This window comes from Pelomonas sp. KK5, from assembly GCF_001984095.1.
GTDB lineage: Bacteria > Pseudomonadota > Gammaproteobacteria > Burkholderiales > Burkholderiaceae_C > KK5.
Window position 1 is genome coordinate 17320 of sequence record NZ_LYVQ01000036.1, and the last position, 19626, is coordinate 36945.

Annotated in this window: 22 protein-coding genes; 15 read left to right on the forward strand and 7 right to left on the reverse strand. The window is 67.5% G+C overall.

Annotated features, from left to right (window positions below):
• Positions 1–108 precede the first annotated feature (108 nt).
• The 6 genes from B0W88_RS07760 (at position 109) to B0W88_RS07785 (ending at position 4815) form a co-directional block, all read left to right on the forward strand.
• On the forward strand, positions 109–1335 hold the full coding sequence (locus B0W88_RS07760) for an NAD(P)/FAD-dependent oxidoreductase (protein WP_077034086.1): 1227 nt from the start codon (positions 109–111) through the stop codon (positions 1333–1335).
• A 161-nt stretch (positions 1336–1496) separates the two neighbouring features.
• Positions 1497–1709, forward strand: coding sequence for a 30S ribosomal protein S21 (rpsU, locus tag B0W88_RS07765; protein WP_009551973.1), 213 nt, complete (start codon positions 1497–1499; stop codon positions 1707–1709).
• Between the two features lie 99 nt (positions 1710–1808).
• A complete protein-coding gene (locus tag B0W88_RS07770) occupies positions 1809–2255 on the forward strand; it encodes a GatB/YqeY domain-containing protein (protein ID WP_077034087.1) in 447 nt (148 codons plus the stop codon).
• A gap of 5 nt (positions 2256–2260) precedes the next feature.
• Positions 2261–2593, forward strand: a complete 333-nt coding sequence (locus tag B0W88_RS07775; RefSeq protein WP_077034088.1) for a TIGR01244 family sulfur transferase — start codon at positions 2261–2263, stop codon at positions 2591–2593.
• Positions 2594–2662: 69 nt separating this feature from the next.
• A complete protein-coding gene (locus B0W88_RS07780) occupies positions 2663–3274 on the forward strand; it encodes a TRAP transporter small permease subunit (protein WP_077034089.1) in 612 nt (203 codons plus the stop codon).
• On the forward strand, positions 3271–4815 hold the full coding sequence (locus tag B0W88_RS07785; protein WP_077034090.1) for a TRAP transporter large permease subunit: 1545 nt from the start codon (positions 3271–3273) through the stop codon (positions 4813–4815). Before B0W88_RS07780 ends, B0W88_RS07785 begins: the two co-directional genes overlap by 4 nt.
• On the opposite strand, the gene B0W88_RS07790 is transcribed toward B0W88_RS07785, so the two are convergent.
• Both B0W88_RS07790 and B0W88_RS07795 read right to left on the reverse strand, forming a co-directional pair.
• Entirely contained in the window at positions 4784–6229 is a 1446-nt protein-coding gene (locus tag B0W88_RS07790; RefSeq protein ID WP_083748639.1) for a sensor histidine kinase, read from the reverse strand. The genes B0W88_RS07785 and B0W88_RS07790 overlap by 32 nt on opposite strands.
• Positions 6213–6893, reverse strand: a complete 681-nt coding sequence (locus B0W88_RS07795; RefSeq protein ID WP_077034091.1) for a response regulator transcription factor — start codon at positions 6891–6893, stop codon at positions 6213–6215. The genes B0W88_RS07790 and B0W88_RS07795 overlap by 17 nt, the downstream gene beginning before the upstream one ends.
• A 99-nt stretch (positions 6894–6992) precedes the next feature.
• Between B0W88_RS07795 and B0W88_RS07800 the strand changes: the two genes are divergently transcribed.
• From B0W88_RS07800 to B0W88_RS07810, 3 genes are all read left to right on the forward strand, one after another.
• On the forward strand, positions 6993–7985 hold the full coding sequence (locus B0W88_RS07800) for an ABC transporter substrate-binding protein (protein ID WP_077034092.1): 993 nt from the start codon (positions 6993–6995) through the stop codon (positions 7983–7985).
• Positions 7986–8112: 127 nt separating this feature from the next.
• Positions 8113–8895, forward strand: a complete 783-nt coding sequence (locus B0W88_RS07805; RefSeq protein ID WP_077034093.1) for an ABC transporter ATP-binding protein — start codon at positions 8113–8115, stop codon at positions 8893–8895.
• A 25-nt stretch (positions 8896–8920) separates the two neighbouring features.
• Positions 8921–9766: an ABC transporter permease gene (locus B0W88_RS07810; RefSeq protein ID WP_077034107.1), complete on the forward strand. Its 846-nt coding sequence runs from the start codon at positions 8921–8923 to the stop codon at positions 9764–9766.
• A gap of 52 nt (positions 9767–9818) precedes the next feature.
• Here B0W88_RS07810 and B0W88_RS07815 read toward each other — a convergent pair whose 3' ends face one another.
• On the reverse strand, positions 9819–10901 hold the full coding sequence (locus tag B0W88_RS07815) for a TRAP transporter substrate-binding protein (RefSeq protein ID WP_077034108.1): 1083 nt from the start codon (positions 10899–10901) through the stop codon (positions 9819–9821).
• An 88-nt stretch (positions 10902–10989) separates the two neighbouring features.
• On the reverse strand, positions 10990–12372 hold the full coding sequence (gene pmbA, locus B0W88_RS07820) for a metalloprotease PmbA (RefSeq protein ID WP_077034094.1): 1383 nt from the start codon (positions 12370–12372) through the stop codon (positions 10990–10992).
• Between the two features lie 53 nt (positions 12373–12425).
• On the opposite strand from pmbA, the gene yjgA reads away from it, so the two are divergent.
• From yjgA to B0W88_RS07845, 5 genes are all read left to right on the forward strand, one after another.
• The gene (yjgA, locus tag B0W88_RS07825; RefSeq protein WP_077034109.1) at positions 12426–12974 is read left to right on the forward strand and encodes a ribosome biogenesis factor YjgA; all 549 of its coding nucleotides are present in this window, start codon (positions 12426–12428) and stop codon (positions 12972–12974) included.
• Complete coding sequence (gene mog, locus B0W88_RS07830) at positions 12967–13545, forward strand: molybdopterin adenylyltransferase (protein WP_077034095.1); 579 nt, start codon at positions 12967–12969, stop codon at positions 13543–13545. The genes yjgA and mog overlap by 8 nt, the downstream gene beginning before the upstream one ends.
• Positions 13542–14021 carry a peptidylprolyl isomerase gene (locus tag B0W88_RS07835; RefSeq protein WP_077034096.1) on the forward strand — a complete coding sequence of 160 codons (480 nt, stop codon included), beginning with the start codon at positions 13542–13544 and terminating at the stop codon, positions 14019–14021. The genes mog and B0W88_RS07835 overlap by 4 nt, the downstream gene beginning before the upstream one ends.
• Positions 14022–14214: 193 nt before the next feature.
• On the forward strand, positions 14215–15957 hold the full coding sequence (locus B0W88_RS07840; RefSeq protein WP_077034097.1) for a tannase/feruloyl esterase family alpha/beta hydrolase: 1743 nt from the start codon (positions 14215–14217) through the stop codon (positions 15955–15957).
• Between the two features lie 18 nt (positions 15958–15975).
• Positions 15976–16551 carry a PEP-CTERM sorting domain-containing protein gene (locus B0W88_RS07845; protein WP_077034098.1) on the forward strand — a complete coding sequence of 192 codons (576 nt, stop codon included), beginning with the start codon at positions 15976–15978 and terminating at the stop codon, positions 16549–16551.
• Here the strand turns inward: B0W88_RS07845 and cysE are convergent.
• Positions 16544–17311, reverse strand: coding sequence for a serine O-acetyltransferase (gene cysE, locus B0W88_RS07850; protein WP_077034099.1), 768 nt, complete (start codon positions 17309–17311; stop codon positions 16544–16546). The genes B0W88_RS07845 and cysE overlap by 8 nt on opposite strands.
• Positions 17312–17354: 43 nt before the next feature.
• Positions 17355–18083 carry an RNA methyltransferase gene (locus B0W88_RS07855; RefSeq protein WP_077034100.1) on the reverse strand — a complete coding sequence of 243 codons (729 nt, stop codon included), beginning with the start codon at positions 18081–18083 and terminating at the stop codon, positions 17355–17357.
• Positions 18084–18234: 151 nt separating this feature from the next.
• Between B0W88_RS07855 and B0W88_RS07860 the strand changes: the two genes are divergently transcribed.
• Positions 18235–19146 carry an inositol monophosphatase family protein gene (locus B0W88_RS07860; RefSeq protein ID WP_369973852.1) on the forward strand — a complete coding sequence of 304 codons (912 nt, stop codon included), beginning with the start codon at positions 18235–18237 and terminating at the stop codon, positions 19144–19146.
• A 40-nt stretch (positions 19147–19186) separates the two neighbouring features.
• On the opposite strand, the gene B0W88_RS07865 is transcribed toward B0W88_RS07860, so the two are convergent.
• A partial coding sequence (locus tag B0W88_RS07865) for a CoA transferase (RefSeq protein WP_198937797.1) occupies positions 19187–19626 on the reverse strand: 440 nt, incomplete at its 5' end.

Genomic DNA, 19626 nt, shown 5'->3' on the forward strand with positions numbered 1-19626 from the left:
GGTAGCGAAGATCGCCGCCGCTGAAGGCCGCCCCGGCACAAATAGTTGCCGCTGGAATGAGGCCCAGTGGCGGCTCGGTGACAATGCTGGCTTTTTCGTCCGACCCCCATGCAGACATTCGACGTGGCCATCGTCGGCGCCGGCGCTGCCGGCCTCTTCTGCGCCGGCATCGCCGGCCAGCTGGGCCAGAAGGTACTGCTGATCGACCATGCCGAGAAGGTGGCGGAGAAGATCCGCATCTCCGGCGGCGGCCGCTGCAACTTCACCAACCGCGACGCGACGCCGGCCAACTTCCTTTCCGAGAATCCGCACTTCTGTCGCTCGGCCCTGGCCCGCTACAGCAGCCAGGACTTCATCGCGCTGGTCCAGAAGCACGGCATCGCCTTCCACGAGAAGCACAAGGGCCAGCTGTTCTGCGACGACTCGGCCGAGCAGATCATCCGCATGCTGCTGGCCGACTGCGACGCGGGCGGCGTGACGCGCTGGCAGCCCTGCGCGGTGCAGACCGTCAACGCGGTCAGTGGAGGCTTCGAGTTAGCGACGTCACGCGGGCCGGTGAAAGCCACGCGGGTCGTCGTCGCCAGCGGCGGTCTCTCGATCCCGAAGATCGGCGCCAGCGACTGGGGGCTGCGGCTGGCGAAGCAGTTCGGCCACGCCATCGTCGAGCCCCGCGCAGCGCTGGTGCCGCTGACCTTCGATGCCGAGGCCTGGGCGCCCTTCTCCGCACTGTCGGGCCTGTCGCTGCCGGTGCAGGTCAGTACCGGCAAGGGCAAGGCGGCCGGCCGCTTCCTGGAAGACCTGCTGTTCACCCACCGCGGCCTCAGCGGCCCGGCCATCCTGCAGATCTCGAGCTTCTGGACCGAGGGCCAGAGCCTGCAGATCGATCTCGCGCCGGACACCGAGCTGGACGAGCGGCTGCGCGAAGCCAAGGCGCAATCGCGCCGGCAACTGGGCAACGAGCTGTCCGAGCTGCTGCCGACCCGTCTCGCCCAGGCCTGGCTAGAGCGGCTGAAGATCGACGGCACGCGGCCGATGCCCGAGTGCAGGGACAAGGACCTGCAACTGCTCGCCGAGCAACTCCAGCGCTGGTCGCTGGCGCCGAACGGCAGCGAAGGCTGGCGCAAGGCCGAGGTGATGCGCGGCGGCGTCGATACGCGCGAGCTCAGCTCCCAGACGATGGAGAGCAAGCGCGTGCCGGGCCTGCATTTCATCGGCGAGGTGGTGGACGTGACCGGCTGGCTGGGCGGCTACAACTTCCAGTGGGCCTGGGCCAGCGCGGCCGCCTGCGCCCGGTCTCTTCAAGGAATTGCGACAGGATCTGTGGCAAACCCTTGATTGCCGGGTTATACTCGCTGTCTTTGCTAGCAAACTTGCGCGTCGATTCGGTAGCAACGACTCCCGGATACTTTTGCAAAAGAGTCTGCTTCGGTCACCGAATTCAGTTCGGAATAAGGTGGCTGTCGAACACCGAGCGCATTCATAGGAAATACCGTTAAATGACCACGATCCGCGTCAAAGAGAACGAGCCGTTCGACGTCGCCCTGCGCCGCTTCAAGCGCACCATCGAAAAGCTGGGCCTGCTGACCGAGCTGCGCGCCCGCGAGTTCTACGAGAAGCCCACGTCCGAGCGCAAGCGCAAGAAGGCCGCCGCCGTCAAGCGCCACTACAAGCGTGTTCGCAGCATGCAGCTGCCGAAGAAGCTGTACTGATCGTTCTGTGTCGAGCCCCTGGGGCTTGATTCACGGCAAAAGGCCCTCGCAGGACGCTGCGACGGGCCTTTTTCATTTCCCAGATCAAGGACTGAATCCATGAGCCTGAAAGACCGCATCAACGAAGACATGAAGGCCGCGATGCGCGCCAAGGAAGCCGACAAGCTGCTGACCATCCGCATGCTGCTGGCCGCGATCAAGCAGAAGGAAGTGGACGAGCGCGTCACCGTCGACGACGCCGGCGCCATCGCCATCGTCGACAAGCTGATCAAGCAGCGCAAGGATTCGCTCTCCCAGTTCACCGCCGCCGGCCGCATGGACCTGGCCGACAAGGAGGCCGCCGAGCTGAAGGTGCTGGAGGCCTACCTGCCGCAGCGCCTCTCGGCCGAGGAGATCACCGCCGCCGTGCAGGCCATCGTGGCCGAGGTCGGCGCCAAGGGCCCGGGCGACATGGGCAAGGTCATGGGCGCAGTGAAGACCCAACTGGCCGGCAAGGCCGACATGGGCCTGGTCTCCGCCGCCGTGAAACAAGCACTGAGCACCTGATCATCATGGTCCAGCAAATCACCGAAGACTTCTGCGTCGCCCCGCAACTCGCGCCCGAATCGATGGCGCAGGCCGCGGCCGCCGGCTTCAAGAGCGTGATCAACAACCGGCCCGACTTCGAGCACGGCCCCGACCAGCCGACCAGCGCCTCGATTGAAGACGCCGCGCTGGCCGCCGGCCTGCAGTACCGGCACCTGCCGGTCGCCGGCGGCTACCAGTCGCCGGAAGAGATCGCCGCCATGCGCGCGCTGGTGGACAGCCTGCCCAAGCCGATCCTGGCCTTCTGCCGTTCGGGCGCCCGCTCGACGCGCCTGTTCGCGCAGGCGATGGAACTCTGATCCGGAGTTTCCCGAAGCGCGCACCAAAGCTGGTCGTGGGCCGCTGCCGACTCGATACAGTCGGCGCCCATGACCGCCCCGTTACTTGCCTTCGCGCGCGGCATCGATCGGCTGAATGACGGCTTCGGCGCCGTGGCCCGCTGGGCCGTGCTGCTGTCCTGCCTGATCAGCGCGCTCAATGCCGTCGTCCGCTACGCGCTGGACTACAGCTCCAACGCCTTCCTCGAGATCCAGTGGTACCTGTTCGCCGCCTGCGTGATGCTGGGCGCGGCGCAGGTGCTGCGGCTGAACGAGCACGTCCGCGTGGACCTGTTCTACAGCCGGCTGCGCGGGCGCGGCAAGGTCTTCGTGGACCTGTTCGGACTGCTGGTCTTCCTGCTGCCGGTGATCGGCTACTTCGCCGTGCTGGCGTGGAAGTTCTTCGTTATCAAGCTGAGCACCGGCATGGCGCCGGGCGACAGCGTCGCCAGCCTCGGGCTGGTCAGCTATGTCTTGAAGTTAGCGCGCAGCGGCGAGGTCTCGGGCAACGCGGGCGGCTTGATCCTGTGGCCGGTGGTGCTGCTGATGCCACTGGGCTTCGCGATGGTCTGGTTGCAGGGCCTGGCTGAGGTCATCAAGCGGCTGGCGTGGCTTGCCGGCACCTACGAGATGGAGACGCACTACGAGAGGCCGCTCCAATGACGATGGACCAGTTCCCCCCGCTGATGTTCGCGGGGCTGATCATCGTCATGCTGATCGGCTTTCCCGTCGCCTTCTCGCTGGCCGCGCTGGGCCTGGCCTGCGGGTTCTATGCCGTGGCCCAAGGCTGGTTCCCGCCGGAGTTCATGGCCGCGCTGCCGCAGAACGTGTTCGGCATCCTGTCCAACGACCTGCTGCTGGCGATTCCGTTCTTCACGCTGATGGGCTCGCTGCTGGAACGCTGCGGCCTGGCCGAGGACATGCTCGACTCGATGGGCCAGCTCTTCGGCCCGGTCAAGGGCGGCCTGGGCTACTCGGTGATCATCGTCGGCTTCATCCTCGGCGCCATCACCGGCACCGTGGCCGGCCAGGTGATCGCGATGGCGATGATCTCGCTGCCGGTGATGATGCGCTGGGGCTACAGCATGCGCTACGCCACCGGCGTGCTGGCGGCCTCGGGCACGATCACGCAGTTGGTGCCGCCCTCACTGGTGCTGGTGGTGCTGGCGGATCAACTCGGCCGCTCGGTCGGCGACATGTACAAGGGCGCCTGGGGACCGTCGATCCTGCAGGTACTGATCTTCGCCGGCTACACCTTCATCGTCAGCCGCCTGCGCCCGCAGGACGTGCCCGGCGTGCCCAGGGAGGCGCGCACCCTGCAGGGCTGGGCGCTGTGGGCCAAATGCCTGCGCGGCATCATTCCATCGGCCGTCCTGATCTTCGCCGTGCTGGGCAGCATGGGCGGCCTGCCGGGCATCGACACGGCCATCTGCACGCCCACCGAGGCGGGCGCGATGGGCGCCGTCGGCGCCTTCATCCTGGCCGCGCTGCACCGGCGCCTGACCTGGCCGCTGGTGAAGGAAGCGATGGCCGGCACGATGCGCATCACCGCGATGGTGGTCTTCATCCTGATCGGCTCGCGCACCTTCTCGCTGGTGTTCCAGGGCGTCGAGGGCGGGGCCTGGATCGAGCACATGCTCTCGCACCTGCCGGGCGGCCAGATCGGCTTCCTGATCGCGGTCAACGTGTTCATCTTCTTCCTGGCCTTCTTCCTCGACTTCTTCGAGATCGCCTTCATCATCCTGCCGCTGCTGGGGCCGGTGGCCAGCAAGATGGGCATCGACCTGGTCTGGTTCGGCGTGATGCTGTGCGTGAACATGCAGACCAGCTTCATGCACCCGCCCTTCGGCTTCGCGCTGTTCTACCTGCGCGGCATCTCGGACACGCTGTTCAAGAGCGGCTCGATCCCGCGCAAGGTCGAGTCCAGCGACATTTACATGGGCGCCATTCCCTGGGTGCTGATGCAGCTGCTGCTGGTGGCGGTGGTGATCTTCTTCCCCGGCTCGGTGACGATGTTCCTGGAGAAGGAGAAGGCCGTGGACATGAACAAGGCCTCGCAGATGCTGCAGGACATGGACAACGGCAGGAAGTACAGCGACGACGCGCCCGCCCTCCCGGCGAGTGCCGCCAGCGCGCCGGCCTCGGCCGCCGAGGAGGATCCGATGGAGGCGGTCAGGCGCTCGCTGGAGCAGGAGAAGAAATAGCTGCTGCGGCGAGGCGGACCGTGACGCGCAGGCCGCGGCCGTCGCGCGGGTTGTCTTCCAGCGCCACAACCGCGCCCAGGGCGCGAGCCGCCTCGCGCACGATGGCCAGGCCCAGGCCGGTGCCCTCGGTATCGCTCGCCGCGCGGAAGAAGCGCTCGAACACCTGCTCGCGCAGCCCGGGCTCGATGCCGGGACCGTTGTCGTCGACCTGCATCGTCACGGCGCCATCGCTTTCGCGCAGCAGCGCCACGGTCACCCGGCCCTCCCCCGCCGGCGTGTAGCGCAGCGCGTTGTCGACCAGATTGCTCACCAGCGCATCCAGCAGCGCCGCTTGAGCCATCACCGGATACGGCGCGTCCTCGGCCTCCAGCCCCAGGTCCACGCCGCGTCGCTCGGCCAGCGCGGCCAACTGCTCCAGCACCTGCAGCACCGACTCGCGCAGGTCCAGTGGCTCCAGCCCCGCGCCGGCATCCGGCTGCTCGGCCTGGGCCAGCAGCAGCAGCTTGTTCGTCACCGCCACCAGCCGGCGGTTGCTGGCATGCATCTGCTGCCACATGCGGTCCATGTCGGCGCGCCGGTCCTGCCAGTCCTCGTCCTTGCGATGGGCGCGGGTGTAGCGGGCGAACTCGATCTGCGTGGCCTGCAGCGCCAGCGGCGTGCGCAGCTGATGGGCCGCGTCGGCGATGAAGCGGCGCTGGGCCTGCGCATGCTCGCGCAACTGCTCGGTGTAGGCATTGAGCGTGTCGGCCACCGGCCGCAGTTCGCTGTGCAGGCCCTGGGCGTCGAGCTGCAGGTCCAGGTGCAGCGGATCGCGCCCGCGCAACTGCCGGCTCAGCCACATCAGGGGACGCAGTTCCCAGGTCAGCGCCAGCGTGGCCAATGCGGCGGCCAGCAGCAAGGCGAGCAGCAGATAGCCGACATTGGGCCACCAGAGCTTCAGCAGCATCGCGTCACGGCTGCGCGGCGTCTTGCCGACGGCGATGCTGACCTGCTCGCTGCCGCCCAGCTCGTACATCGAGCGCCGGATCAGCACGACGCGCAAGGGCTGGCCGTCGAGCTGCGCGTCATACCAGACGGCATCCTTCGCCGGCTTGCTCGCGGGCAGCGGGAAGTGCGGCGTGCCGGCCAGCAGGCGGCCGTCGGAGGCGGTCACGCTGAGGAAGACCTGGTCCCGCTCCGGCGAGGCGAACAGGCTCAGCGCCGAGGGCGGCACGACGGCGGACAGCGTGTCGTCCTGCCAGATCAGCCGGTCCGACAGCACCTGGGCCGAGGACAGCAGGTCATGGTCCTGCACATAGTCGGCCACCGAGGCCGCATGCCGCCAGGCCAGCGCCGCGCAGATCGCGACGAAGGCCGACATCGGCAGCAGCAGCCACACCAGCAGCCGCAGGCGCAGGCTAGGAATCTTCTTCACGGACCTTGAGCAGATAGCCGACGCCGCGCAGCGTGATCAGCGCCGCCTGGCTGCCCTCCAGCTTCCTGCGCAGCCGATGGACGTAGAGATCGACGGCATCGGCGCTGGCCTCCTCGTCCAGCGCGAAGATGCCGGCCAGCAGCGCCGGCTTGGACACCGCCTTGCCGCTCTTGAGCATCAGCGCCTCCAGCAGCGAACGCTCGCGCGGCGGCAGGGCCAGGTCTTGCCCTTTCAGCGCAAACTGGCGGGTGCGCAGGTCGTAGGCGAGGTCGCCGCAGAGCATCACGTTCGCCTTGCCCGGCACCTGGCGCCGCACCAGCGCCTGGATGCGTGCCACCAGCTCGCGGATCTCCACCGGCTTGACGAGATAGTCGTCCGCGCCGATCTCCAGGCATTGCACCTTCTGGTCCAGCGAGGCGCTGGCGGTCAGCACCATCACCGGCACCGCATCGGCGCGGTCGCGCAGGCGCCGCAGCACGCCCTTGCCGGAGAGCGCACCGGGCAGGTTCAGGTCCAGCAGCACCACGTCGTAGGCGTGCTCGCGCAGCAGCAGCTCGGCGGCCTCGCCGTCGGCCACCGGGTCGACGACGAAGCCCTGTTCACGCAGCAACTGGGTCAACCAGAGCGAGAGCTCGGCGTTGTCTTCGATCAGCAGAATCTTCATAGGGTTTCCACCTGCATTTTGGCCGGTGGAGCGAAAGGCCGCCGAAAGAAGGCGATTCCTAGACTGGGCGAGCCTACAACAACACATGGAGACTTCGCGATGCGTTTCCTCCCGCTGGCGCTTGCCGCCACCCTCGCATGCAGCGCCGCCCAGGCCGCCGAGCCGATCACCATCATGGTCGGCGGCATCAACAAGATCATCTACCTGCCCGCCAAGCTCACCGAAGTGCTCGGCTACTTCAAGGACGAGGGCCTGACGGTCGAGTTGCAGTCGCAGCCCGCCGGCGTGGACGCCGAGAACCAGCTGATCGCCGGCGCCGTGCAGGGCGTGGTCGGCTTCTACGACCACACGATCGACCTGCAGAGCAAGGGCAAGGAGATCGAGGCGATCGCCGTGTTCTGCAAGGTGCCGGGCGAGGCCGAGCTGGTCTCCACCAAGGCCGCGGCCGCCGGCTTCAAGAGCATGGCCGACGCCAAGGGCAAGACGCTGGGCGTGACCGGCCTGGGCTCGTCCACCGACTTCCTGACCCGCTATCTCGCCGAGCGCGCCGGCGTGGCAAGCAAGGACTACACGCTGCTGCCGGTGGGCGCCGGCAACACCTTCATCGCCGCCTTCAAGCAGGACCGCATCCAGGGCGGCATGACCACCGAGCCGACGATCTCCGAGGTGCTCAAGAGCGGCGACGGCAAGGTGCTGGTGGACCTGCGCAACGAGAAGGACACCGTGGCCGCTCTGGGTGGCCTCTACCCCGCCGCCAGCCTGTACGTGCAGAACTCGTGGGCCGACGCCCACAAGGCCGAGGCCGCCAAGCTGGCCAAGGCCTTCGCCCGCACGATGAAGTGGATCAGCACCCACAGCGCCGCCGAGATCGCCGACAAGATGCCCAAGGACTACTACGGCAGCGACAAGGCGCTGTACGTGTCCGCGCTGCAGGCCTCCCTGCAGATGTTCACCGCCGACGGCCGCATGCCCGCGGGCGGACCCGAGTCAGTGCTGAAGGTGCTGGCCGCCACCAAGCCGGCGATCAAGGGCAAGAACATCGACCTGTCCAAGACCTACACGAACGCCTTCATCCCGGGAGACATCAAATAGGCCCACCCCGAAGCGCTACGCGCTCCCCTCAAGGGGCGACGCCAGTGGCCTGGCAAAGCCAGATCCACGGCGTCTGCTCGATGAGAGCCCTCATTCGCCACGGGTGCGCCCGTTACCAGGAGTTCCAATGAATCAACAACCCGCCATCGAGTTCAAGGACGTCTCGCTGCGCTTCATCTCGCAGGATGGCCAGGCCACCGTCGCGCTGCGCAACTTCAGCATGGCCGTCGCCAAGGGCGAGTTCATCGCCATCGTCGGCCCCACCGGCTGCGGCAAGAGCACCACGCTGAACATGATCACCGGCCTGCTCAAGCCCACCGTCGGCGAGGTCAGCGTGATGGGTGGCAAGGTCGCCGGCATCGACCCGCGCATCGGCTTCGTGTTCCAGGCCGACGCGGTCTTCCCCTGGCGCAACGTGCTGGACAACGTCGCCGCCGGGCCGCTGTTCCGCGGCATGGACAAGGCCAAGGCCCATGCGCTGGCCGAGGACTGGATCGCCCGCGTGGGCCTGGCCAAGTTCGGCAAGCACTACCCGCACCAGCTCTCCGGCGGCATGAGGAAGCGCGTGGCCCTGGCCCAGACCTTCATCAACAAGCCCGAGATCCTGCTGATGGACGAGCCTTTCTCGGCGCTGGACATGCAGACCCGCACGCTGATGCAGGGCGAGCTGCTGCAGCTGTGGTCGCAGAGCGGCGGCTCGGTCGTGTTCGTGACGCACGACATCGAGGAAGCGATCGCGCTGGCCGACCGCGTGTTCGTGCTGTCGGCCCGCCCCGCCCGGCTCAAGCAGGTCTACCAGGTGGACCTGCCGCGCCCGCGCGTGATGGCCGAGGTGCGCTACGACCCGCGCTTCATCGAGTTGTCCAAGCAGATCTGGAACGACCTGCGCGACGAAGCCGTCCTGCACTGAGAAGGAGACACACATCATGACCGACATGGCATTGCCCGCCGCGCTCAGCGACGAAGCGCTGGCAAGGGAATCCGAGATCGCCCAGGCGCACATCCGCCGCCGCCACTGGTACATCATCGGCCTGCGCCTGGCCGTCCTCGTGCTGGCGTTGGGCCTGTGGGAACTGGCCGCGACGAAGAAGTGGATCGATCCGTTCTTCTACGCGCAGCCCTCCACCATCTGGGCCCAGATCGTCGACTGGGTGCAGAACGGCACCTCGCAGGGTTCGCTGTGGCGCCAGGTCGAAGTGACGCTGGAAGAGACCGTAATCGGCTTCCTGATCGGCTCGGTGGCCGGCGTGCTCTGCGGCATCGTACTGGGCCGCAACAAGCTGCTGTCCGACGTGTTCAGCCTCTACATCCAGATCGCCAACTCGATCCCGCGCGTGGTGCTCGGCTCGGTCTTCGTGATCGCGCTGGGCCTGGGCATGGCGTCCAAGGTGGCGCTGGCGGTGGTAATGGTGTTCTTCGTCGTCTTCAACAACGCTTTCCAGGGCGTGCGCGAGGCCGACAAGTACATGATCGCCAACGCGCAGATCCTCGGCGCCTCGCCGCGGCAGCTGACCACGGCGGTGGTGATCCCCTCGGCGATGTCCTGGATCCTGGCCAGCCTGCACGTGAGCTTCGGCTTCGCGCTGGTCGGTGCGGTGGTGGGCGAGTTCCTCGGGGCCAAAGAAGGCATCGGCCTGCTGATCGCAACGGCGCAGGGTGCCTTCAACGCGGCCGGCGTGTTCGCCGCGATGATCGTGCTGGCCGTCGTGGCGCTGGGTGCGGACTTCCTGCTGACCCGGCTGGAGAAGCGCCTGCTGAAGTGGCGTCCCGCCAGCTTCTGATTCGCAATCCTCCGAAGCAAGACCTGGCCCCGTGGGGCCAGGTCTTTTGCTTTTACAGCTTCTGGGACTGCATGTAGTCGTCGAAGCCGGCTTCCGCGAAACGGAACCAGAGATTGGCGTCACGGCGGAAGGTGCTGAAGTCCTCGTACACCTTCTTCCACGCCGGGTTGCTGCCCGACAGCTCCGCGTAGTAGGCCATCGACTCCTTGAAGGACGCGTCCATCACGTCCTTGGGGAAGCGGAACATCTTCGTACCCGAGCCCACCAGCTGCTTCAGCGCCGCCGGGTTGCGCGCGTCGTACTTGGCCTGCAGCTCGATATGGGCGTGCGCCGTGGCCGCCTCGACGATGGCCTTGTACTCGGCCGACAGGCCGTCGTAGGCCTTGGTGTTGACGAAGAAGTCCACCTGCGGGCCGCCTTCCCACCAGGCCGGGTAGTAGTAGTTCTGCGCCACCTTGTTGAAGCCCAGCTTCAGGTCGTCATACGGGCCGACGAACTCGGCCGCGTCGATCGTGCCCTTCTCCAGCGCCGAGTAGATCTCGCCGCCCGGCAGGTTCTGCGGCACCACGCCCAGGCGCTCGACGATGCGGCCCGCCAGGCCGGCGATGCGCATCTTCAGGCCCTTCAGGTCGGCCACCGACTTGATCTCCTTGCGGTACCAGCCGCCCATCTGCGCGCCGGTGTTGCCGCCCAGGAAGTTGATGATGTTGTAGCCGCGGTAGAACTCGCGCATCAGCTTCAGGCCGTTGCCCTCAACCATCCAGGCGGTCATCTGGCGGCTGTTCAGGCCGAAGGGGATGGCGCAGCCCAGCGCGAAGGTCGGGTCCTTGCCGAAGAAGTAGTAGGGCGCCGTGTGCGCCATCTCGATGGTGCCGGCCTGCACGCCGTCCACCACGCCCAGCGCCGGCACGATCTCGCCGGCGCCGTGCACCGAGATCTGGAACTTGCCGCCGGTCATCTCGCCAACCTTCTTCGCGAACAACTCGGCCGCGCCGTACAGCGTGTCCAGCGACTTCGGGAAGCTCGAGGCCAGGCGCCAGCGCACCTGGGCCTGCGCGTGCACGATGGCCGGCGCGGCGCCGGCTGCCAGCACGCCAGCGATGCCCGCGCTGCGGACGAAGGAACGACGCTCCATCATGGTTCTTGTCTCCTTGGTTGAACCGTTATGTCCAAACGATTCTAGGAGCGCATCTCGGGCCTCAGCCCGGGGCAAACCCCGCCAATCAGGAGCCGGCCAGCTTCATCTTCGAGATCAGCACCGAGCCGATCGTCTTGGTGCCGACCGTATAGGCATCCGTCCCGATGCCGACGATGTCGCGCAGCATGTCCTTCAGGTTGCCGGCGATCGTCACCTCGTGGACCGGGAAGGCGATCTCGCCGTTCTCGATCCAGTAGCCGCTGGCGCCGCGCGAGTAGTCGCCGGTCACGTAGTTGACGCCCTGCCCCATCAGTTCGGTGACGAACAGGCCACGGCCCATGCGGCGGATCATCGTCGGCAGGTCGTCGCCGGGCGCAGTGGCGCGGCTGGTCATGCGCAGGTTGTGCGAGCCGCCGGCATGGCCGGTGGTCTTCATGCCCAGCTTGCGGGCCGAGTAGGTGGACAGGAAATAACCCTGAAGTTCACCGGCCTCGACGACCTTGCGGGCGCGGGTGACGACACCCTCGTCGTCGAAGGGCGAGCTGCCCTTGCCCTTGCGCTCGTGCGGATCCTCGGCGATGTCGATGTGCGAGGCCATCACCTGCGTGCCCAGGCTGTCCAGCAGGAAGGTGGCGCGGCGATACAGCGCGCCGCCGCTGGTGGCCTGCACCAGGCCGCCCAGCAGGCCGGCGGCCACGGTGTTCTCGAACAGCACCGGCACCTCGGCCGTCTTCACCTTGCGGGCCTTCAGGCGCGAGAGCGCGCGCTCGGCGGCATAACGGCCCACCTGCTCGGCGCTTGCCAGGTCGGCCGCGTCGCGCATCGAGCTGTACCAGGAGTCGCGCTGCATGCCGGCGCCGCGGCCGGCGATCGGCGCCACCGAGATCGAATGGCGCGAGCTGGCGTAGCCGCCGCCGAAGCCGCGGGTGTTGCCGGCGTAGAAGTGCGACTGCTGGGCCGACACGGCCGCGCCCTCGCTGTTGGTGATGCGCTTGTCCACGTCGAAGATCGCCGCCTCGCAGCGCAGCGCCAGCTCGGTGGCACCGGCGGCGTCGATCGCCCAGGGGTGGAACAGGTCCAGTTCGGGACGGGCGGATTCGTCCAGCGACAGGTCTTCCGCCTCGGGCAGGCCGGCCACCGGATCCTCGGCGGTGAAGCGGGCGATGTCGAAGGCGGCGCGGACCGTGTCCTGCAGCGCCTTCGTCGAGAAGTCCGAGGTGCTCGCATTGCCGCGGCGCTGGCCGACGTAGACGGTCACGCCCAGCGACTTGTCGCGGTTGCGCTCCACGTTCTCGACCTTGCCCAGGCGCGTGGAGACCGACAGGCCGCAGCCTTCGGAGACTTCCGCACCCGCGTCCGTCGCCCCGACCTTCTTCGCCTCGGCCAGCACCTGCTCCACCAGTTCGCGGAAACGCTCCTTGCTGTAGGAGAAACCGGCGGCGGCGGAAGAGGAGTCGGGCGTGGTCATTGGGGCCTTGGAACGGTTGTGGGCGACAATCATAGTTGCGCCAGAACACGACCATGACACACGACGACCATCCCCTCGATGCCGAGGACGACTTCTACGATCGTCCCAGCAAGACCCAGAAGAAGAAGGAGATGCACGATCTCCAGTCCCTCGGCGAAGACCTGCTGACGCTGCCGGCCGACCGCGTCGAGCCGCTGAACCTGCCCGAGATCCTGCTGGACGCGGTCAAGGCCGCCAAGAAGATCACCAACTTCGAGGGTCGCCGCCGCCAGATGCAGTACATCGGCAAGCTGATGCGCCGCGTCGATGCGGAGCCGATCAAGGAAGCCGTGGCCGCCTACAAGCTGGGCCATGCCAAGGACAGCCTCGCGCTGCACCAGAGCGAGCGCTGGCGCGAGCGGCTGATGAGCGAGGACGCCGCGCTGCAGGCCTTCATCGACGAACACGCCGGCATCGACGTGCAGCAGCTGCGCAGCCTCGTGCGCGCCGCCCGCAAGGACCAGGCGCTGCCGCCCGAGCAGCGCAAGGGCCGGGCCTTCCGCGAGCTGTTCCAGTTCATCAAGGCCGAGCAGCTGCGCGTGGAGCCTGCAGAAGATGAGTGAAGACCGAGTTCGCATCGGCATCGTCTCGATCAGCGACCGCGCCTCCACCGGCGTCTACGAGGACAAGGGCCTGCCGGCCTTGAAGGAATGGCTCGCCAACGCGCTGCTCAACCCGATCGACTTCGAGCCCCGCCTGATCCCCGACGAACGCCCGCAGATCGCCGCCACGCTGCGCGAGCTGGTCGACAGTGCTAACTGCGATCTGGTGCTGACCACCGGCGGCACCGGCCCGTCGCCGCGCGACGTCACGCCCGAGGCCACGCTGGACGTGGCCGACAAGGAGATGCCCGGCTTCGGCGAGCAGATGCGGCAGATCTCGCTGCACTTCGTGCCCACCGCCATCCTCTCGCGCCAGGTCGCCGTGATCCGCGGCAAGGCGCTGATCATCAACCTGCCGGGCCAGCCCAAGGCGATCGCCGAGACCCTGTCCGGCCATGCCAGCGCGACGGGGATTTTCGCCGCCGTGCCCTACTGCATCGACCTGATCGGCGGCCCGTATCTCGAAACCCGCGAGGAGGTCTGCAAGGCCTTCCGTCCCAAATCCGCCATCCGTACCGCGAAACCTCAATGAAGATCGAAAAAGACACCATCGTCACCCTCACGCTGAAGGTGGCCGACCACCTGGGCCGCGTCATCGAAGCCTCCAAGGAGCCGATGGCCCTGCTGGTGGGCGGCTATGGCAACACCCTGCCCGCCATCGAGGCCGCGCTGGAAGGCCAGGAAAAGGGCTTCGCCACGACGCTGGACCTGACGCCCGAGAACGCCTTCGGCGAACGTGATGAGAGCAAGGTCCGCACGCTGGCGAAGAAGGACTTCCCGCCCGGCGTCAAGGTCGGTGGCGCGCTGGAACTTCGCGAGGGCGAGAGCGGCGAATTCCAGCTCTACAACGTGGTCAAGATCAAGGGCGACACCGTCATGCTGGACGGCAACCACCCGCTGGCCGGCATGAGCCTGAAGGTCTCGTTCAAGGTGATCTCCGTGCGCGCCGCCTCGGCCGAGGAGATCGCCCACGGCCACGCCCACGGCGACCACGGCCACCATCACTGAGCCCGCCTCGGCTCCTGCTGCCTGCTGTCGCGCCATCGTCCTGATGGCGCGCCCCTCCCCGCACAAACACCGATAACGCCCGGTTATCGCGCCTGCGGCCTGACCATCTCCCGAGGGTCAGGGCGGCACTCCTATGCTTTTCTCACCGCGGCGGCACTTGCGCCGACCGCGGCAGAACAAGCATGGAGACACTATGTTGAAACCCCTGAAGACCCTTGTGCGCCAGGTCGCCTGCCTGGCGGTGCTGATCCTGGGCGTCGCATCGATGCCGCCGATCGCGGACGCCCAGGCCATCGCCGCCTTGCCGGCGGTTCCCTCGGCGATGAGCTGCACCCTCGCCGCCTTCCAAGGCCTCAACCTCAACGGCGTGGCCGACGACAACGGCCAGGTCACCTTCTCGGCCGTATCGCTCGTGCCGGCCTCGGCCAGCAACCCCTCGGCCTACTGCTCGGTACGCGGCCTGATCGGGCCGGGCGCCGCCTCCATCGTCATGAAGCTGCCGATGGACAACTGGACCCAGCGCTACGTGCAGAACGGCTGCGGCGGTGAGTGCGGCAGCGACAACCTCGGCGCACCGACCCAGTCCGCCGGCTGCGTGCCGGTCAACAACGGCGAACTGGTGACGGCCACGACGAACATGGGCCACACCAGCGCCCAGGGCTCGACCTGGATCGTCAACAACCCCTGGGCCGGCGTCGACTTCGCCTACCGCGGGGTCCACGTGGCGGCGCAGGTGGCCAAGGCGGTGATCGGCGCCTTCTACGGCCGTGGCCCGGCGTACTCCTACTTCGACGGCTGCTCCGACGGCGGCCGCGAGGCGCTGATGTCCGCGCAGCGCTACCCGAACGACTTCAACGGCATTGCCGCCGGTGCGCCCGCCAACAACATGGACGTGCAGAACACCTACCACCACGGCAATCGGGTGCTGACCAACCAGTCCACCCCGGGCGTGCTGCCGATCCCCGCGCGCAACACCTACCTGCTGCTGCAGGGCAACCTGGCCTATGTGCACAGCAAGGTGGTCGCCGCCTGCGACGCGCTGGACGGCGTGGCCGACGGCATCATCGACGACCCGCGCAATTGCAAGTTCAACACCAACACGCTGGTCTGCGCGAACAACAACAACGAGGCGGGCTGCCTGAGCCAGGCGCAGGCCGACGCGGTCTTCCGCATCCACGACGGCGCGCGCTCGACCGACGGGCAGCGCCTGGAGCCCGAGGGCGCCAGCCAGTGGGGTTCGGAACTCGACTGGACGCTCTACATGCCCGCCGCACAGGGGGCCAGCGCCCAGGGTGAGAACTTCGTCAACGGCTGGCTCTACAAGACCTTCCTGAACCAGCCGTTCAAGGACGCCGCCACGCAGACCGCCCGCACGCTCAATGACCTGGACTTCAGCACCGCCGGTTTCATGTCGACCGTCGCCTCGTCCGCGATGTACTCGGCCACCAACCCGGACCTGCGACCCTTCGCCGGCGCGGGCGGCAAGCTGATCCTGTGGCACGGCTGGGCCGACCAGCACATCTCCCCGCAGGGCACGATCCAGTACTGGGAGACGATGAGCAAGGTCTCGCGCACGCCGCAGAACTTCGCCCGCTTCTACCTGTTCCCCGGCATGGGCCACTGCGGCGGCGGCCTGGGGCCGAACACCTTCGACCTGCTGACGCCGCTGATGTCCTGGGTGGAGACCGGCTCGGCGCCGAATGCGCTGGTGGCCAACAACAGCACGACCGGCGTCTCGCGGCCCGTGTACCCGTACCCGACGGTGGCCCGCTACAGCGGCTCGGGCAGCACCAGCAGCGCCGCCAGCTTCGTGCCCTACACGCCGACCACGGCCTCGGACGTCAGTACCAGCAACGTCGGCAACTACCTCTACACGCCGCTGTTCAAGCAATCGGCCTGCACCGTCGTCGGCGGCCAGATCTCCTGCACGCCCTGAAGAAGAAAAGGAACCGTCATGCACATCAAGTCTTCAATCGCGATCGCCGCCCTTGCCGCTCTGGGCGTGGCCCTGCCCGCGTCGGCTGCCGAGCTGGTCAGCAACGGCGGCTTCGAGGCCGGCAGCCTGACCGGCTGGTCGGGCAGCGTGCTGAGCAATCCGTACAGCGGCGTCTACTGCGCTGGCGCGGGCAGCGCGCCGGAGGGCAGTTGCGAAGCCTTCCTCGGCACCGACGGCGCCTCCGACACGCTGAGCCAGGTCTTGAGCACGGTGGCCGGGCAGAGCTATACGATCAGCTTCGCCTTCCAGGGCGACGGCAGCACGCCCAGCAGCCTGTCGGTCAGCTTCGGCGGCCAATCGGTCTACGAGGCCATCAGCCCCGCGTCGACCGCCCTGCAGACCTTGAGCTTCACGGCAAGCGCAGCGGGCGCATCGACACCGCTGGTCTTCACCTTCAGGAATGACCCGGGCTACTTCATCGTCGACGCCGTGTCGGTCACCGCAGTGCCCGAACCCGCCTCGATGACGCTGGCCGCGCTGGGCCTCGTCGGCCTGGCAGCGCGGCGCAGGTGGGCAGCAAGAGCCGCTACTTGACCAGGCGGCTCAGCTCGGCGGCGTCGAAGTCCTCGTCCCGCTGGGCATCGGCCGGTACGCAGTCGCTCTTGGCCGAGGTGGACAGCTTGCAGATCGCGTCCCACAGCAGCGCGATCTGGTGCTCGTGGCCGGCGGCGTTGTCGATCAGGCCCTTCATCGCCTGGGCGACCGGGTCGTCGCCCTGCGTCACGCCGTAGGCCGAGAAGCCCATCTTGGCCGCGGCCTCCTCGCGGGCCGCGTCGGTCCTGGCCTCGATGATGCGCGCGGGGTTGCCCACCGCCGTGGCGCCAGCGGGCACCGGCTTGGTCACCACCGCGCCGGAGCCCACGCGGGCGCCCGCGCCCACGGTGAAGCCGCCCAGCACACAGGCATTGGCGCCGACGATCACGCCGGGGCCCAGCGTCGGGTGCCGCTTGGCGCCCTTGACCAGCGAGGTGCCGCCCAGGGTCACGCCCTGGTAGATCGTGCAGCCCTCGCCGATCTCGGCCATCTCGCCGATGACGATGCCCATGCCGTGGTCGATGAAGACCTTGTGGCCGATCTTGGCGCCCGGGTGGATCTCGATGCCGGTCCACCAGCGCGAGAACTGCGAGATCGCGCGGCCCATCCACTTGAAGCCGTGATGCCAACACCAGTGCGCGCGACGATGCAGGACCAGGGCATGCAGGCCCGGGTACAGGGTCAGCACTTCCCAGGCCGTGCGGGCGGCCGGGTCGCGCTCGATGATGCAAGCAATGTCTTCGCGCAGACGCTGGAACATGGGTGAGTAATACGGAAGTGGGCGGCCAGTCTAGCGAGATTGCTCAATCCTCGCTGGCGGGCGAGGCCTTCACCATCTGGCGGGCAATGCCGCGCAGGATGTGGACCTCCTCGGTCGTCAGCTGCGCGCGGTTGAAGAGCTGGTTCAGGCGGGGCATCAGCTTGCGCGGCGCCTTCGGGTCGAGGAAGCCGATCTGTTCGAGCGATTGCTGCAGATGCGCCAGCATGCCCTGCACTGCTTGCGCATCGGCGAGGTCGCGGTCCACCGTGCGCGGCTCGACCGAGAAGCCGCCCAGCGCCTGCCGCCAGTCGTAGGCCAGCAGTTGCACGGCCTGGGCGAGGTTCAGCGAGCCGTACTCGGGGTGCGTGGGGATCGAGAGCACCGCATGGCAGCGGTAGACGTCCTCGTTGGACATGCCGTAGCGCTCCGAGCCGAACACCAGGCCGACCTTGTGCTGCGAGGCCGCCAGTCCCGTGAACAGCGGGCGCGGCTCGCGCGTCGGCGGGCCGAAGTCGCGCGGGGTCATCGCGGTGGCGCAGGCGAAGGTGACGCCGTCCAGCGCCTCTTCCAGCGTCTGCACGATGCGGGCGCGCACCAGGATGTCGGCCGCGCCGCTGGCCATCGCGACGGTCTCCTCCTGGCTCAGCACATCGCCGAAGCGCGGGGCCACCAGCACCAGTTCGCTGAAGCCCATCACCTTCATCGCCCGCGCAGTGGCGCCGACATTGCCCGGGTGGCTGGTGTTGATCAGGATGAATCGTGTGGTTTCCACTTCGGGAAATCCCTTGTCTCGGTTAAACTGGCGGATTATCGTTGCCGGTTCTGCCGCGCAACGCCGCTCTTTCTTCCCGCCAGTCCACCCCCGAAACCCTAACGAAGAGGTTCAGCGCCCTATGTCGTCGCAGCAAGCCAATCTCCATCCGATGCTCAACATCGCCATCAAGGCGGCACGCGCGGCGGGCTCGATCATCAACCGCGCCTCGCTGGACCTGGAAGCGCTGAAGATCAACACCAAGGCGCCCAATGACTTCGTGACGGAGGTGGACCAGGCGGCGGAGCAGGTCATCATCGAGACCCTGCTGAGCGCCTACCCCGACCACGGCATCCTGGCCGAAGAGTCCGGCCGCGAGCACGGCGCCAAGCACAGCGAGTTCGTCTGGATCATCGATCCGCTGGACGGCACCACCAACTTCATCCACGGCCTGCCGATGTACTGCGTGTCCATCGCGCTGGCGCATCGCGGCGTGGTGCAGCAGGCCGTCGTCTACGACCCGACCCGCAACGACCTCTTCTACGCCACCAAGGGCCGCGGCGCCTACCTGAACGACAAGCGCCTGCGCGTGTCCAAGCGGACGCGTCTCTCCGACGCCCTGGTCGGCACCGGCTTCCCCTACCGCCGCGGCGACAACCCCAAGCGCTACCTGAAGATGTTCGAGGCGGTGATGACCGAGGTGGCTGGCGTGCGCCGGCCGGGTGCCGCGGCGCTGGACCTCTGCTACGTGGCCGCCGGCTACTACGACGCCTTCTTCGAGATGGGACTGAACCCCTGGGACGTGGCGGCGGGCTCGCTGATCATCACCGAGGCCGGCGGCCTGATCGGCAACTTCACCGGCGAGAGCGACTTCATGCACCAGCGCGAAGTGCTGGCCGGCAGCCCGAAGATCTACGGCCAGATGGTGCCCATCCTGGCGCCGTTCACCCGCGTGATCAAGGAAGAGGATCTGGCGGCCGATGAAGCGGCTGCCGCCAAGCCGACGGCCGCCGAGGTGGTGGCCAAGACGGCCGAGCCGAAGAAGCGCGGCGCGGTTCGGCTGAAGAAGACCGACGCGGCCTGATGAAAAGAAAGCCCTCTTGCGAGGGCTTTCTTGTTTCTGCTCAGATCACTTTCTCTTCGCGTAGCGCCGCCAGATCACTGGGGCTGAAGCCCAACTCCGCCAGCACCTCCTCGGTGTGTTCACCCAGCAAGGGCGCCCGGGTGATCTCGGTCGGGCTGTCGCTCATCTTGATCGGGTTGCCCACCGTCAGGTGCTTGCCGCGCACCGGGTGGTCCACCTCGACGATCGTGCCGCTGGCGCGCAGCGATTCGTCGGCGGCGATCTCCTTCATCGACAGGATCGGCCCGCAGGGAATGTCGTACTGGTTCAGGATCTCCATCGCCTCGAACTTCGTCTTCGTCATCGTCCACTTCTCGATGCGGGCGAAGATCGGCTTCAGGTGCAGCAGCCGGGCGGCCGGGGTCTTGTAGGCCTCGTCCTCGATCCAGCGCTCCTCGCCGATGACCTTGCAGATCGCCGGCCACACCGCGCCCTGGGTGA

Coding starts and splice junctions, on each gene's coding strand:
- mog (WP_077034095.1), top strand. CDS start 12,967: ATGAGTGAAGACCGAGTTCGCATCGGCATCGTCTCGATCAGCGACCGC.
- B0W88_RS07805 (WP_077034093.1), top strand. CDS start 8,113: ATGAATCAACAACCCGCCATCGAGTTCAAGGACGTCTCGCTGCGCTTC.
- B0W88_RS07815 (WP_077034108.1), bottom strand. CDS start 10,901: ATGGAGCGTCGTTCCTTCGTCCGCAGCGCGGGCATCGCTGGCGTGCTG.
- cysE (WP_077034099.1), bottom strand. CDS start 17,311: ATGTTCCAGCGTCTGCGCGAAGACATTGCTTGCATCATCGAGCGCGAC.
- B0W88_RS07780 (WP_077034089.1), top strand. CDS start 2,663: ATGACCGCCCCGTTACTTGCCTTCGCGCGCGGCATCGATCGGCTGAAT.
- pmbA (WP_077034094.1), bottom strand. CDS start 12,372: ATGACCACGCCCGACTCCTCTTCCGCCGCCGCCGGTTTCTCCTACAGC.
- B0W88_RS07810 (WP_077034107.1), top strand. CDS start 8,921: ATGGCATTGCCCGCCGCGCTCAGCGACGAAGCGCTGGCAAGGGAATCC.
- yjgA (WP_077034109.1), top strand. CDS start 12,426: ATGACACACGACGACCATCCCCTCGATGCCGAGGACGACTTCTACGAT.
- B0W88_RS07770 (WP_077034087.1), top strand. CDS start 1,809: ATGAGCCTGAAAGACCGCATCAACGAAGACATGAAGGCCGCGATGCGC.
- B0W88_RS07775 (WP_077034088.1), top strand. CDS start 2,261: ATGGTCCAGCAAATCACCGAAGACTTCTGCGTCGCCCCGCAACTCGCG.
- B0W88_RS07845 (WP_077034098.1), top strand. CDS start 15,976: ATGCACATCAAGTCTTCAATCGCGATCGCCGCCCTTGCCGCTCTGGGC.
- B0W88_RS07760 (WP_077034086.1), top strand. CDS start 109: ATGCAGACATTCGACGTGGCCATCGTCGGCGCCGGCGCTGCCGGCCTC.
- B0W88_RS07835 (WP_077034096.1), top strand. CDS start 13,542: ATGAAGATCGAAAAAGACACCATCGTCACCCTCACGCTGAAGGTGGCC.
- B0W88_RS07795 (WP_077034091.1), bottom strand. CDS start 6,893: ATGAAGATTCTGCTGATCGAAGACAACGCCGAGCTCTCGCTCTGGTTG.
- B0W88_RS07800 (WP_077034092.1), top strand. CDS start 6,993: ATGCGTTTCCTCCCGCTGGCGCTTGCCGCCACCCTCGCATGCAGCGCC.
- rpsU (WP_009551973.1), top strand. CDS start 1,497: ATGACCACGATCCGCGTCAAAGAGAACGAGCCGTTCGACGTCGCCCTG.
- B0W88_RS07860 (WP_369973852.1), top strand. CDS start 18,235: ATGCTCAACATCGCCATCAAGGCGGCACGCGCGGCGGGCTCGATCATC.
- B0W88_RS07785 (WP_077034090.1), top strand. CDS start 3,271: ATGACGATGGACCAGTTCCCCCCGCTGATGTTCGCGGGGCTGATCATC.
- B0W88_RS07840 (WP_077034097.1), top strand. CDS start 14,215: ATGTTGAAACCCCTGAAGACCCTTGTGCGCCAGGTCGCCTGCCTGGCG.